Annotated in this window: 10 protein-coding genes; 6 read left to right on the plus strand and 4 right to left on the minus strand. The window is 69.8% G+C overall.

Annotation, left to right across the window (positions count from 1 at the left end; all coding sequences use genetic code 11):
• Positions 1-126: 126 nt before the first annotated feature.
• Positions 127-912, plus strand: coding sequence for an intradiol ring-cleavage dioxygenase (locus OHU35_RS13290; RefSeq protein WP_405505357.1), 786 nt, complete (start codon positions 127-129; stop codon positions 910-912).
• A gap of 107 nt (positions 913-1,019) precedes the next feature.
• Here OHU35_RS13290 and OHU35_RS13295 read toward each other — a convergent pair whose 3' ends face one another.
• Complete coding sequence (locus tag OHU35_RS13295; protein WP_189724959.1) at positions 1,020-1,574, minus strand: YciI family protein; 555 nt, start codon at positions 1,572-1,574, stop codon at positions 1,020-1,022.
• Positions 1,575-1,649: 75 nt separating this feature from the next.
• Between OHU35_RS13295 and OHU35_RS13300 the strand changes: the two genes are divergently transcribed.
• Positions 1,650-2,426 (plus strand): alpha/beta fold hydrolase, encoded by a 777-nt coding sequence (locus OHU35_RS13300; RefSeq protein WP_189724960.1) that lies wholly within the window; start codon positions 1,650-1,652, stop codon positions 2,424-2,426.
• Positions 2,427-2,454: 28 nt separating this feature from the next.
• Here OHU35_RS13300 and OHU35_RS13305 read toward each other — a convergent pair whose 3' ends face one another.
• Complete coding sequence (locus tag OHU35_RS13305) at positions 2,455-2,973, minus strand: hypothetical protein (protein WP_229872987.1); 519 nt, start codon at positions 2,971-2,973, stop codon at positions 2,455-2,457.
• A gap of 706 nt (positions 2,974-3,679) precedes the next feature.
• Between OHU35_RS13305 and OHU35_RS13310 the strand changes: the two genes are divergently transcribed.
• Together OHU35_RS13310 and OHU35_RS13315 are read left to right on the plus strand one after the other, a co-directional pair.
• A complete protein-coding gene (locus tag OHU35_RS13310; RefSeq protein WP_189724961.1) occupies positions 3,680-7,723 on the plus strand; it encodes a GDSL-type esterase/lipase family protein in 4,044 nt (1,347 codons plus the stop codon).
• A gap of 229 nt (positions 7,724-7,952) precedes the next feature.
• Positions 7,953-8,219, plus strand: coding sequence for a hypothetical protein (locus OHU35_RS13315; RefSeq protein WP_405505358.1), 267 nt, complete (start codon positions 7,953-7,955; stop codon positions 8,217-8,219).
• A gap of 53 nt (positions 8,220-8,272) precedes the next feature.
• Here OHU35_RS13315 and OHU35_RS13320 read toward each other — a convergent pair whose 3' ends face one another.
• Both OHU35_RS13320 and OHU35_RS13325 read right to left on the minus strand, forming a co-directional pair.
• The gene (locus tag OHU35_RS13320) at positions 8,273-8,917 is read right to left on the minus strand and encodes a DUF4360 domain-containing protein (protein ID WP_189724962.1); all 645 of its coding nucleotides are present in this window, start codon (positions 8,915-8,917) and stop codon (positions 8,273-8,275) included.
• A 342-nt stretch (positions 8,918-9,259) separates the two neighbouring features.
• Positions 9,260-9,718: an Rrf2 family transcriptional regulator gene (locus tag OHU35_RS13325; RefSeq protein WP_189724963.1), complete on the minus strand. Its 459-nt coding sequence runs from the start codon at positions 9,716-9,718 to the stop codon at positions 9,260-9,262.
• Between the two features lie 120 nt (positions 9,719-9,838).
• Here OHU35_RS13325 and OHU35_RS13330 point away from each other — a divergent pair, with 120 nt between their 5' ends.
• The gene (locus tag OHU35_RS13330; RefSeq protein WP_405505359.1) at positions 9,839-12,817 is read left to right on the plus strand and encodes a glycoside hydrolase family 35 protein; all 2,979 of its coding nucleotides are present in this window, start codon (positions 9,839-9,841) and stop codon (positions 12,815-12,817) included.
• A gap of 148 nt (positions 12,818-12,965) precedes the next feature.
• Positions 12,966-14,021, plus strand: coding sequence for a hypothetical protein (locus OHU35_RS13335; RefSeq protein WP_229872989.1), 1,056 nt, complete (start codon positions 12,966-12,968; stop codon positions 14,019-14,021).
• The last annotated feature ends 11 nt before the right edge of the window (positions 14,022-14,032 follow it).

Below are 14,032 nucleotides of genomic sequence, written 5' to 3' on the forward strand. Positions count from 1 at the left end.
GATGGTCCGCGCCATTCTCTCAGGCGGACACCTCGCAAACCCCCTGTCCGACAAGGCACTTGACGTCCCATCACTTTGCCGAACTCACAGCTCACCAACAGACTCCCCTCCTAATCTGCCGTGCTCATGACAGACAAAAACTCGGGCACCAACGCATCGGCACGCACCCCCATCGGCCGCCGTACCGTACTGCTCGCCACCGGCGCCACCGCCGCCACTCTGGCAGTCGGCGCGGCCGCAGCGACCGACACCGCGACACCCGACACGACGGCCACCGCCCCCGTCGCCGCAGCAGCCGTCTGCACCCTCACCAAGGAGATGACCGAAGGCCCGTACTACCTCGACGGACAGTACGTCCGCTCGGACATCAGCGAGGACAAGACGGGCATCCCCCTGAACCTGACGCTCACGGTCGTGGACGACGACACCTGCGTCCCGCTCAAGAACGCCCTGGTCGAGATCTGGCACTCGGACGCGCTCGGCGAGTACTCCGGCTTCGTGGGCAACAACGGCCACGACGAGCCGGACAACGGCACGTTCCTGCGCGGCGGCGTCCTCACCGACTCCAACGGCGTCGCGAAGATCACCTCGGTCTACCCGGGCTGGTACCGAGGCCGCTGCGTCCACATCCACATCAAGGTCCACACGGACGTCACCCTGACCCCCGACGGCTCCTTCACCGGCGGCGAGGAACTCCACACCGGCCAGCTCTTCTTCAGCGAAACCATCACGACCAGGGTCGCGTCCCTCTCCCAGTACGCGGTCAACAAGGTCCCCCGCACCACCCTGGCCCAGGACTCCATCTACGACGAGGGAGGCGCGGCCTCAGGCCTCCTCACCCTCACCCCCCTCGGCAGCACGACCTCCGCCGGCTACGCGGGCACGCTGACCCTGGGAGTGGAACAGGGCTGACACCGACCAGGCACCACAGGGGCCGCTCGCACAGCGGGCGGCCCCTGTCACAGGGCGAAGGCACACAGGCCCTTGACTCCGTCGAGCGCCACCGGCGGGCCCGCCCGTCACCGACGCCCCCCGAACTCCCAAGCACGCACCTCGATATCGGCATACCGTCCCGCCGTCAGTACGCCACCCGCGGCCTCCGCATCCGAGGCCCGCACCAGCGCAGCCGTACCCACCCACACCTCACCGTCGTCCGACAGCAGCGGCCCGTACGCGATCAGCTCGTCCCGGGGTACCGCAGAAGGCACTTCGAGGTCGACGGCCGAGCCCGAGCCGAGGCCGATCACGAGGTAGCGGTCACCGGCCGTCGGGCCTCCGGGGAAGTCCCACATGGTGCGACCCAGCAGGTTGCGCCAGCGGCGCAGCAGGACGTCCCGGTACGCCCCGGCCTGGTAGTTGGGCTCGTCGAAGGCGAAGGCCCGGGCCGCGGCGGAATCGGGGAGGTCGACGATGTGCACGCTGCCGGTGGGCGTCTCCCCGTCATCCGCGAAGGTCGGCCCACGGGCGATCAACTCGGCCTCGTACCGGTCCATATAGGCCCAGTGCGCCTCCCCCAGTTCCTCACGCAGCCGCAGGGAGCCGACCCGATCACGGTGATAGCAGAAGAACTCCATGACCCCAGACCCTTCCATCCCAACCACTGGCTACTCTCGTCTCTCCACCGATTCGTGACCGCAGGAGAACACACCGTGCGCAGCGCCGCCGTAACGCCCGAGGGCGATCACATCCGCTGGGTCGAGCTGCCGGGGCAGGAGCCGCCGCGCGTGTACGTGCACGGGCTGGGTGCCACATCGCCCGCCTACTTCACGGAGGTCGCGGTCGATCCCCGGCTGGCCGGGCGCCGGTCGCTGCTGATCGACCTGCTGGGGCACGGCATCAGCGATCGGCCGACCACCTTCGACTACACGCTGGAAGCGCATGCCGATGCCCTTGCCGGCGCGCTGACCCAGGCCGGTGTCGAGGGCGCCGAGTTGATCGCGCACAGCATGGGCGGCTCCGTGGCGATCGTCCTGGCCGCCCGCCATCCCCGCCTGGTCTCCCGGCTGGTCCTGATCGACGCCAACCTCGACCCCATTCCGCGTGCGCCCGGTTCGTCCGGCAGCAGCGGTATCGCCTCCTACACCGAGGAGGAGTTCGCGCGGGGCGGGGGCTGGGCGGAGGTCCGCGACCGGGTCGGTCCGCACTGGTGGTCCACGATGCGGCTGGCCGGCCGGGAGGCACTGCATCGCAGCGCGTTGCATCTCACCCGCGGCACCGTCCCCACCATGCGGGAACTCCTGCTCGACCTGAAGATCCCGCGCGCCTTCCTGCTCCCCGAGGCCGACGGTCCGCTCCCCGGTACCGACGCCCTCATCGAGTCGGGCGTGTCCGTCGTCGCGATTCCCGACTGCGGTCACAACATCATGCTGGACAACCCGGAGGCCTTCGTGAAAGCCACAGCCGCGGCACTGGCTGCGCCCGCGTGATGCGGGCGCAGCGCGTTGCGAGGTGACGTCAGTTGCAGGATCCCACGGTGAGGATGTTGTCGACGACGACCTTGCTGCCGACCTTCATGTAGGAGTAGGCCTCGCCGCAGTAGCCGCGGTTCTGGTAGACCGGCCCGGCGTAGGTGCTGAAGGTGCCGAAGTCCTCCTTGTGAGGAGTATCGGTGTAGTTGTCCTTCAGCCGGATGCCCATGTAGTGCGCCGAGCCGGTGTCGTTGAAGAACACAGCGCAGATCGGCTTGTCGTAGTACCGGTCACCCGTGGTCTTGCCGTTGGTCCACGTGTAGGTGGTGCCGTAGGTCCCGTAGCGGGCAGCCCCGGTGGAGATGGTGTAGCCGGATCCGCACACGTTGGCGGCGGCTGCGGCAACTCCCGCGTTGGCCTCGATGATCTGCTTGGTCTCGGCCGACGCCGTCTTGGCGACCTTGACGCCCTTGATGTCCACGGTCTGGTCGGCCGCCGACGCCGACGCGGTAGGAGCGATCACCGTCGCGGCCAGCAGGACGGCACAGACGCCGCCCAGACGCATCCCAGTCTTCACAATTTCCCCCAGTAAGTGACAGTCGGATGATCGTGTCGCACAGACCGTAGCGCATCGAACATCCAAACGGGCAGGGGGTTTTACCAGGTCGGACCGGAGGGGCGGAAACCAGCCAACGTTCCGAATCTCCCTACCGGGCATCCCGTTCGGGCTCCTCAGGAAGTTCACAGATCAGCAGACGGCAGCTCCTGGTCGGGACGCCGCCCGGACATGACCTTCTTTTTGCCATGTCCCCAGTCGGTGCTTATTTCTTACGGTTCCGTGCGTCTACAGTGACCTCGCACTCAGGCGACCTGGTCTCATCACCCGGTCTTCGGGTGTCGCTCGGGGGGGCCGGTGCTGTTGACACAGCACCCGTATGACCACTTCCTCCCGTCGCGTCGAAACGGGGGAGGAACAGGAATGCCTGACATCTGCTGCGAGGGTCGTCAATTCGGCCTGCGCGGTCTCGGCCGTCGAGCCCGCCGCGCACAGCGCTTCTGAGCCGCGGAGAGCCCGGCTGATTCTCCGACCGAGCACCACGACGGTCGTCAACTCCCGCTGACACACGGCAGAGCGACGCGCACGACGATGTGCCGTCCTCCTCTGCCGTCGCGGTCCCCTTCACCCCCTGTCGACGCAACCATCCGCGTGCCGAGGCCCCGTTGTGCCCGCGCACGAGCATTCCCCCACCTCTCACTCATGGAGATGTTCTTTGAGACGGGCCAGATACACGTACGCGCGTGTTCCCATCAGTTGCGCCATCGCCACGGCGATCGCGTTCGGAACCGCGACCCAGGCGCAAGCCGCCCCTGCGGAGGCACCGACGCCGCCCTCGAACGCGGCCGAAGGATGGTCCGACCCCGCCGCGCCCCGTGTGAAGGCGGACGAGAACGGCGACAAGGACCGCGTTCCGGCCAAGAAGCGCAAGAAGGTGCTCGGCAGCGGCTACGCCAAGTCCTCCGACACCTCGTGGACCACCATCGGTGACGCCACCGGCTTCCACCTCATGACCGCCGACGAGGCCGACGGCTACCGCTGGAAGACCGCCGCGACCCTCGTCGAACCCGGGTTCAGCGACACCGACACCTGGATCGGCAACGCCTGCGTCACCGCCTCCGGCGACCGCGCCCTGGTCGCCTACGCGCCGCGCACCTTCACCAACAAGCCCGACCTGATGGCCCGGGGCGCGTTCGCGGCCGCCGTGGATCTCAACTCGGGCGAGGTCACGAAGCTGCCGTTCCAGGCGAGCCTCGCGTACTTCTCGCCCGGCTGCGGCGACGGCGAGCAGGCGGTGCTGTCGCAGTTCACCGACGAGAACATGTCGGACCGGAACGAGACCCGCCTGATCACCGTCGACGCCCGTACGGGAAAGACGAAGAACAAGATCACGGTCAAGGGCCAGGTCACCTCCGCGGTCCCGACCCGAGGCGGCATCGTCGCCGCGCAGGGCAACGCGATCGTCCGGGTCACCGCCGGCGGGAAGACAGAGCTGGTCACGCGCACGGACAACGCGCCCTACAGCCTGTCCGTCACCAAGGACGGCGGCATCGCCTTCCTGGACCGCACCTACAGCGCCCGGGCCGCGAAGGACGTGCGGACCCGGGCCGCGAAGGCGAAGCCCGCCGAGGCCGCGTCGGCCGGCACCACCTCCGAGGTCAAGTACCTGACCGTCGGGCAGCTCAAGGGCAAGGCCGTCAAGGCCCGTACGGTCGCCGAGGGCAACCTGACCGGCATGGACCTCACCCGCGCCGCCGACGGGACCGCGATCGTCACCGGTGCGGCGAAGAACGTCGGCACCCTGCCCAAGGACGTGCGCAACCCGGGCGGGATCGACAAGGACGCCACCGTCTCCACCAAGGCCCGCGCCGTCGTGAACTCCGCGTGGGCCGACGGCAAGGACACCCGTATCCGCCCCTCCGAATACGAGACGGCGCGCACGGCCCGCATCGAGATGAAGCATCTGCCGACCGGCAGCAAGCCCGTGTTCGAGGCCAACCCGGCCGCGTCCCCGGTCAGTTCGGACCCGGCCGAGGGCGAGAACCGCTCTCCGGCCCTCGGCGCCGCGCCCGTCGGAAGCGGTGGCACCGTGGGCGGCAAGAAGACGGCGCTGCTGAACATCGCCGAGCCGGAGTCGGAGCGCACCTGCGCCGTGGAGCGGGGCAACCCGCAGAAGCAGGCCTTCCAGCCGAAGCCGCGGCAGATCGAGTGGGCTGTCAACCGGGCCATCGAAGGCACGATGGACCAGCACGTGAAGCGGGCCGCCAACTGGAAGAACATGGGCATGGGCGCCTACTCGCCGCAGGCCCTCATCGGCGGCCTCACCCCGCTGTCCGGCGGCGGGCGCATCCCGGCCCAGGTGTTCCTCGGCATCACCGCCCAGGAATCCAACATGTGGCAGGCCACCCGCTTCGCCGCACCGGGCACCACCGCCAACAGCCTCATCGGCAACTACTACGGCCTCGTCCACGACGAGCACGGCCAGGTCGACGACCCTTGGGCCATCAACTGGCGTGCCGCGGACTGCGGTTACGGCATCACCCAGGTCACCGACGGCATGCGTCTGCCCGGCAAGCCGTACCAGAACGGCGAGGTCCGGCCGTCCAAGCCGCGCGCCTACCAGGACGCCGTCGCGCTGGACTACACCGCGAACGTCGCGGCCGGCGTGAACATCCTCGCCGAGAAGTGGAACACGACCCGCAACGCCGGCCTCACCGTGAACAACGGTGACCCGAAGGCCATCGAGAACTGGTTCTTCGCCCTGTGGGCCTACAACTCCGGGTTCTACCCGCAGGCGGACGCGGGCAAGAACGAGGGCAAGTGGGGCGTGGGCTGGGCCAACAACCCGGCCAACCCCACCTACAAGCCCAACCGGACCCCGTTCCTGGAGAACGAGAGCGGCGGTGACGACTACTCCCACGCCGCCAAGCCGCAGTTCTGGCCGTACCCGGAGAAGGTCATCGGCTGGGCCGCGCGCCCGCTGGAGGCCCTGGAGGCGCCGGGCACCCTCGTCCACGGTTTCCGGCCGGCCTGGTGGACCGAGCCCGTGTTCCGCACCCTGGCCAAGCCGCCGGTCGCGCTGTTCTGTGACGGCTCCAACGAGTGCGACCCGGACAAGATCAAGGAAGGCGCGTCGAACGACTCGCCCGCGTCGGGTCCCTGCCAGCGTTCGGACTTCCGGTGCTGGTGGTACAAGAAGGTGGAGTGGAAGAACTGCGGAGCCGGTTCCTGCGGCAACGAGATCTTCCGCTTCAACAACACCTATCCGGAGGAGGCGGACGGCAATTCCCACCCGCCCCGCTGCGATTCCGGTCTCCCGAGCGGCACGTACATCGTCGACAACGTGAACTCCGGTCAGCGGATCGCGGGCAAGGACGGCAGACGCTGCTTCGACACCGGCCAGTCGGCCGGATCGTTCAAGTTCGACTTCGCCACACCCTCGGCGAAGATGGACACCCATCAGCTCGGTGTCGGATACGGGAACCACATCTGGTTCTCCACCACCCGTAAGGCCAGTTCACCGGGTACGGATCAGCGGCTGAAGGCCACCGGCACCTGGACCGGCCCCAGCGCCGTCAAGGGCTGGACCCGGGTCCTGGTCCACATGCCGAACGTGGCCGCACGGTCCCAGCAGGCGAAGTACTCGGTGTCGGGCACCGACTCCAAGTCTCCGTACCGTGTCGCCCCGCAGCGGATCCGCAGCAACGAGTGGCGTTCGCTCGGCGTCTTCAACTTCACCGGAACCCCGTCGGTGGCCCTGTCCAACATCACCGATGAGGCTCCGGGCGTCGACATCGCCTGGGACGCCGTCGCCTTCCAGACGCTCGGCGCCAACCCCACGCATGTGGTCGGCATGGGCGACTCCTTCGCCTCCGGCGAGGGCGCCGACAACGAGGGCGGCAAGGACTACTTCCGGGAGACGGACTACAAGGAGGACCTCGGCGACAGCGAGATCGTCAACAAGTGCCACCGCTCCAAGCAGGCCTGGATCCGGCAGGCGACCCTGCCCGGCAGGTCCCAGTCCATCGGCAAGATCTCCGACGACTACGGCAATGTCGACCTGAGCTTCATCGCCTGCTCGGGCGCCCGCACCTACAACGTCTGGTCGGGCGGCAAGGGGCAGCAGAACTCGCTGCCGCAGATGGACCTCGGTTACCTCGACCAGAACACGGACATCGTGACCATCGCCATCGGCGGTAACGACTCCCTGTTCACGGACGTGTTCCAGGAATGCGTCTGGAAGGCCGGACTGAGCCTCTGCCAGAACGCCGAGATCGAGAAGCGGAACCCGGACACGGGCGACAAGACCGGCGAGATGACCGGTCCGCTCAAGGACTTCATGCCCACCTGGCTCGCCAACCAGGTCAAGCCGAGGATCGTCAAGGTCCTCAACGAGATCAAGGCCCGTGCGCCGCAGGCCAAGATCTACCTCGTGGGCTACCCGCCGCTGCTGTCCGGGAACGGTCAGTGCATCCCGGGTATCGGAACCGAGGAGGCGCCCTGGCTGAACGACGAGGTCGCTCCGAAGCTGAGCCAGGAGATGAAGGCCGCAGCGACGTCGGTGGGAGCCACGTTCGTGGACCCCGCGTCCGACTTCAAGGACAAGGCGATCTGCGGTGACCCCGAATCCATCCACGGTATCGTCATGGACGGCCGGTCCGAAGCGGACAACGACTCGCCCCAGCCGTCGATGAAGTCGTTCCACCCGAAGATCGCCGGCGCCCGGCTCTACGCCAATGCCCTGGAGCGCGCCCTGTAGCACCTGAGGGACCGACCACACCATGGTCGCCGTCCGCATACATCCGTGGGCCCCAACACACCTCGTGTTGGGGCCCATCGGCCTGCGAAGAGCGAGGAGTTCCGTCATTCGGTACGTACGATTCGTCAAGGGCGCCGTCACCGTCGCCGTCTCCACCGCGGCCTGCCACTCCCTCATGTACGCCGGCTTTTCGGGGGCACGCGAAAGCGCGGCCGCGAGCGAGGACGATATGTGGGCCGGCGCCTTCGAGTTCCTGCTCACCACGGCCGCTTCCTGGGTTCTCATGCCCCTTCTGCTGTGGGCCGGCATGCGGGTGCTGCGGGAGACCGGCAACACCGTGCTCGTCCTCGTCGGCGGGCTGGTCTGGGCGGGAGTCTCGGGGTACTTCACCGACGACATCGACCGCGCGGGCGGGCACATACCGGTCCTGGCCCTCGCCGCATTCGTTCTTCTCGGTACGGCGCTGGCCGGGGCCGACACAGGCCGCCGCGACTGAGGCTCCGGGGGCGGCCCGCCAGGCCGGAAGGCCGCCCCCTCACACCGTCAGGACTACGGGCACTCCTTCCACGCCAGGTGGTACACCGTGCTGATGTCCCCGTCCGTCGAGTCCATCGTCATGAAGCTGACCTTGTCGGCCGACTGGCTGCCGGCGTTGACCCGGAGTTCGGTGTTGATGTTGAAGTTGCGCTGGACTCCGCAGGGTGCGTAGACCAGTTGGGCCCAGTCCGTCTCGTCGGTGGCCTGCCAGTTGTCGTTGAGAGGGCCGCTGAAGGGGTGGTTCTTGTACACCGTGCTGGGCGAGCCCTGGAAGTAGTACGAGGCCCGCTGGGACGCGCTCGCGCCGCGCTGGAGGGCGGCGAAGCCTCGGTAGTCCGCGCTCGCGATGGCGTAGGTGAAGCCGCCGGGGACGTGGACCTTCAGGTTGAGCTGGCAGTTCCTGCGGAACGCGGTCGGGTCGGAGTTCCCGCCTGCCTGGGCGAGGTAGTCGCTGTAGGTCACCGTGAAGGCGGTGTTGTCCTCGGAGACGGCGACCGCTGCCGTGCCCTGCGGACAGCCGGAGCCGTTCACCGTGGCGACCTGGATGATGATCTTGTCCGGGGGCGGGTCGTCGAACCCGGAGGACGGGGATTGTGCGGGGAGTGCGCTGGTGAGGAGCGCGGCTACCGCGCCGCTCAGGAGCAGGCCACCGGCCATGGTTCTCCCATCCGTTCGTGGGGGGTGGATCATGAAATGGGCATGCGCATGTCAAGATCACAGCACGTGACCGCGCATGCACCCCCGGCCTGTGACCATTCCATGAAGGAGCTGTGAAGGTCGGGAGCGGTCGCATCGTACGCAGGGCGGGAGAGGTCGGCCAGGGCGCACTCCGGCCATTCACAGTGGCGGGATTTCGCACCGGGCGTCGGCGGACGCATAGGGTGCGGTACCAGTGCGTCAGACCGAGGACACCCCGAGGACGCGATGAGGATCACGCACGGAACCGCCCACCGGACCACGCACCGCCCCGCCCGCCGGACCACCCGCGGCCGCGGCCCGTCAGGGGTTCTCCCAGGCCGCCGGTTCCGCCGCCAGCCGCTCCACCTGCTCGGGCAGCGCGCCGGCCGCGAGGTCGGCGACCGTCACGCCCTCCAGGATCCTGCGCACATTGGCCCGCAGGGCGATCCACAGCGGCAGCAGCGGCTCGGCGGTGCCGCTGTAGGCGAGGCCGGTCGGCCGCTCGCCGCGCACCGAGACGATCGGTCCGTCCACGGCCCGGATCACGTCGGCGACCGTGATCTCCGCGGCCTCCCGGGCCAGCCGGTAGCCACCGCCCCCGCCCCGCCGGCTGTCGACGACTCCCCCGCGCCGCAGATCGCCGAGGATCCCCTCCAGGAACTTGTGGGGGATGTCCTGCGCGGTGGCGACGGCCTCCGCCTTGACGGGCCCTTCCTCCTGCCGGGCGGCCAGCTCCACGACCGCTCGTACCGCGTAGTCCGCACGTGCCGAGATCCTCATAGGACCATTGTCGCGGTCGGGCTGTGGACAATGACGCACAGGCACCACCCAGGCACCACGTAAGCACCACGCACACGTAAGCACCACGCACGGCACGGCAGCACAACAGGAGGCGCTCCCTTGGAGCTCAGCAGGCGTACCTTCCACGCTCTCGCCGGCACGGCGGCGCTCGGCTTCGCGCTGACCGGCAGCGGGTCGCCGACCTCCGCCCATACGGCACGGACCGCGCCCACGGGCCCGCCGCCACCGGTGCCGAGCGCGGACGGCCGGCGGCACCGGATCGGCTTCGACCGGTACTCGCTGCTGGTCGACGGCCGCCGCCTGGTGCTCTGGTCGGGCGAGATGCACCCCTTCCGGCTGCCGAGCCCGTCCCTGTGGCGGGACGTGCTGGAGAAGATGCGTGCTCATGGCTACAACGCCGTCAGCGTGTACGTCGCCTGGAACTATCATTCCGCCGCTCCCGGCCGGTACGACTTCACCGGGGTGCGCGATCTGGACCTGTTCCTGCGGATGGCCGCCGAGACCGGCCTGTACGTGATCCTGCGGCCCGGCCCGTACATCAACGCGGAGGTCGACGCCGGCGGCTTCCCCGGCTGGCTGACCGCCACCGAGGGCACGGCCCGGACCTCCGACCCGACGTATCTGAAGTACGTCGACGAGTGGCTGACCGCCGTCAACGCCATCGTGGCGAAGCGGCTGTTCACCCGGGGCACGGGCACGGTCCTGCTGTACCAGATCGAGAACGAGTACGACGCGCACGTCGACGAGCCGGCCGGGCGCGCCTACATGTCGTACCTGTACGAGAAGGTCCGCTCCGACGGCATCGACGTACCGCTGTTCCACAACGACAAGGGCCGCAACGGCCACTGGGCGCCCGGGTCGTTCGGCACCGGCGGTGAGAAGGGGCGCTGGCTGTACGGGTTCGACGGGTACCCGGAGCCGGACGAAGTGCCGCCCGACTGGGGGCACTTCGGGCCCGGCGGGGCGAAGGGCGGGGCCACGGCCAGTCCTCGGACGCCCGGGTTCGTGCCCGAGTTCGGCGGGGGCTGGTTCGACCCGTGGGGCGGGTCCTGGTTCGGCGGGAAGGGGTACGCCGAGTCGCGCCGGACCCGGGACGCGGCGTACGAGCGGCGCTTCTACCTGACCAACCTCGCCAACGGCATCACGCTGCACAACGTCTACATGACGTTCGGCGGCACCTCCTGGGGCTGGCTGCCCGCGCCGGCCGTCTACACGTCGTACGACTACGGCGCGGCCTTCGACGAGGCCCGCAACGCCACCCCCAAGCTCGCCTCGATGCACCAGATCGGGCAGCTGGTGCGCCACCTGCCCGACCTCGCCAAGCTGAACCGGGCGAAGGCCGTGCGCGCCACCGACAAGCGGATCAAGGTCTACCACCTGACCAACCCCGACACCGGCGCCCACTTCTACGTCCTGCGCAACGACTCCGCCGAGGCGGTCTCAGTGACGCTGCCGGACGCCGGGATCGACGTGCCGGTCCTGGTCCCGGCGCGGGACGCCAAGCTGATCGCCGCCGATCTGAAGCTCGGGAAGCGGACGCTGGTGCACGCCACCGCGCAGCCGATGCTGAGCCTGACCGCCGGGCGGCAGGAGATCGCCGTGTTCGCGGGCCGGCGGGGCGACCTCGCGCAGGTCGTGCTGGACTGCCCCGACGAGCCGACACCCATGCGGCTGGACGCGGAGCCCGCGTGGTCCTGGAACCTCAACAAGCTGAACATCACCGCTCCGCTCGGCGCCGGCGGGCTGAGCCGGGTGCGGGTCGAGGGCGACGGTGTGGACACGCCGATGCTGGTGCTGTTCGCCGACGACGCGACCGCCCTGCGGCTGTGGCCGTACGAGACGCCGTCCGGCGCGCTCCTCGTCTACGGCCCCGCCCTGCTGCGATCGGCCACGCTGCGCGGCTCCACGGTCCACCTCACCGGCGACACCACCGGCGCGACCGGCCTCGAGGTGTGGGGGCCGCGCGGGATCACCCACGTCACCTGGAACGGACGCCCGGTGCCCGTCCGGCTCAGCGCCTCCGGCAGCCTGCTCGCGCTCCGGCCGCTCCCCGGCGTGACCCGGCCGGCCCTGCCCGCGCTCGACGGCTGGCGGCGGCGGACCGAGAACCCGGAGGCCGAACCCGGATTCGACGACTCCGGCTGGACGGCGGCCGACAAGACGACGTCCTTCAGCACGACACCCGTCCCCGACGGGCAGCCCGTCCTCTTCGCCGACGACTACGGCTTCCACTACGGCGACGTCTGGTACCGGGGCGAGTGGAGCGACGAGAACGGCCTGGAGTCCGTCTCCCTCGCCTACAGCACGGGCACGCAGGGCCTGTTGATGGCCTGGCTGGACGGCGAGCCGCTGGGCACGCACCGGATGCCCGTACCGGACAAGAGCCGGGCCCGGCAGGGGACGTGGACGGCGAAGGCCACCTTCGCCCTGCCCGAGGAGTTGCGGGAGAGGTTCCGTGAGGCGCGGGACGGGAAGCGTGACCGGCACGTGCTGTCCGTGCTCGTGCGGCCGATGCAGCACGACATGGACGGCAAGGCGCTCGACACGCACAAGGCGGCGCGCGGACTGACCGCCGTCACCTTCGAGGGCGCCTCGCCCGAGGTGAAGTGGCGTATCCAGGGCGCGTCCACGCCCGACCCCGTGCGCGGGCCGATGAACAACGGCGGGCTGCACGGGGAGCGTGAGGGCTGGCATCTGCCCGAGCACGACGACGAGGACTGGAAGGACGCCGAGCTCCCCCGGGCCGACCGGCGGCAGGGCGTCACCTGGTACCGGACGGACTTCCGGCTGGACGTCGACCCGGGCGTCGACGCCTCGGTCGGGCTCGTCCTCGACGACGACCCGGGCCGGGCCTACCGCGTGCAGATCTTCCTCAACGGCTGGAACATGGGCCAGTACATCAACGACGTAGGACCGCAGCACACCTTCGTGCTGCCGAACGGGATCCTCCGCACACGTGGGGCCAACACACTGGCGTTGGCGGTGCTGTCGGACGGCAGCACGCCTTCCGGGCCGAAGGACGTCCGGTTGACCCTGCTGGGCGCGGCGGCGGGTGGGGTGCCGGTCAAGCCCGTGTGACCGGACCGACCGGTGTATCCGGATCGAGCCGTCCCCGTGCATTGCCTTCTCCGGTGGGCTGGGCCACCGTGTTGCTCCGCAAGCCGCGGACAGGGGAGGGAACCTCGTGCGAAGACGGCGTTTCATCAGCGGATTAGTCGGTGCCGGGGTGGGTCTCGGACTCGCCCCGGCCGCGGTCGCCCGGGACACCGGCGCACCTCGTGCGTGGCAGGCTGTGCCCACACCGGCGGGCACACCGGCCGCCCAGTTGCGGGATGTCGCCGCCGCCGGGGACGGCCTGGCGTGGGCCGTGGGCGAGGAGGGCCGCACCGGAAGCACGCTCGGCTCGCCGCTGGCCCTGGTGTGGGACGGCACGGCATGGGCGCGGACCGGCCTCGGCCACCTGGGCTTCCGCGGCTACCTGCACTCCGTGGCCGGCACATGCGCCCGCTCGGCGTGGGCGATCGGCACCGACACGGCCGGGGCCACGCACCTGCTCGCCTGGGACGGAGGAACCTGGCGGGAGACCGATTTCCCCGGCCGGGGCCTGTCCGGCACCTCCCTCACCGGTGTCGCGGTCGACCCGGGTGGCGGAGCCTGGTTCTCCGGACGCACCTCGGACGGCCGGCTGCTCCTGCACCGGGACGGCGGCACTTGGACGTGGCTGCCCGCACCCCCGAGCGCGCCCTCGGCCACACCCTCGGGCGTCCAGCTCACACCGCGCGGCGACGTCTGGCTCCACGGCGTCGGCATCGTCGCTCGCTGGAACGGTTCCGCCTGGACCGAACTGCCCGCCTACCAGGGCATCCGCGCGAGCATCACCGGGCTGCTGCCGGTCGCCGACGACGACCTGTGGCTCGTCGGCTACGACTACGGTGTGGGCGGCCCGATCGGCAAACCCCCCGGCGTCCTGCTGCTGCACGGCGACGGCAGCACCTGGCAGGGCGTGACCGGGCCGTTCGGAGTCGGCATGCTGAGCGGGATCGTCGCCGACGCGCAGGGACAGCCGGACCGCATCGCGGGCTGGGACTTCTGGGACCAGACCCGGGCCCACTATCTGCGGTGGGACGGCGCGGCCTGGGCGAGCGAGCGCGGACCGGTGGCCACGACCCCCGTCGTCATGAACGCCCTGGCCTCCGTGCCGGGTTCGGCGGACGGCTACTGGGCGGTCGGGACGACGTCGACCTCGGCGTCCTCGGCCGCCCAGCTGCGCATCGAGCGCTGATCCGCCCGTCG

The sequence above is a fragment of the Streptomyces purpurascens genome, assembly GCF_045040895.1.
Classification (GTDB): domain Bacteria; phylum Actinomycetota; class Actinomycetes; order Streptomycetales; family Streptomycetaceae; genus Streptomyces; species Streptomyces purpurascens.

Coding starts and splice junctions, on each gene's coding strand:
- OHU35_RS13290 (WP_405505357.1), top strand. CDS start 127: ATGACAGACAAAAACTCGGGCACCAACGCATCGGCACGCACCCCCATC.
- OHU35_RS13295 (WP_189724959.1), bottom strand. CDS start 1,574: ATGGAGTTCTTCTGCTATCACCGTGATCGGGTCGGCTCCCTGCGGCTG.
- OHU35_RS13305 (WP_229872987.1), bottom strand. CDS start 2,973: ATGCGTCTGGGCGGCGTCTGTGCCGTCCTGCTGGCCGCGACGGTGATC.
- OHU35_RS13315 (WP_405505358.1), top strand. CDS start 7,953: ATGTGGGCCGGCGCCTTCGAGTTCCTGCTCACCACGGCCGCTTCCTGG.
- OHU35_RS13320 (WP_189724962.1), bottom strand. CDS start 8,917: ATGGCCGGTGGCCTGCTCCTGAGCGGCGCGGTAGCCGCGCTCCTCACC.
- OHU35_RS13325 (WP_189724963.1), bottom strand. CDS start 9,718: ATGAGGATCTCGGCACGTGCGGACTACGCGGTACGAGCGGTCGTGGAG.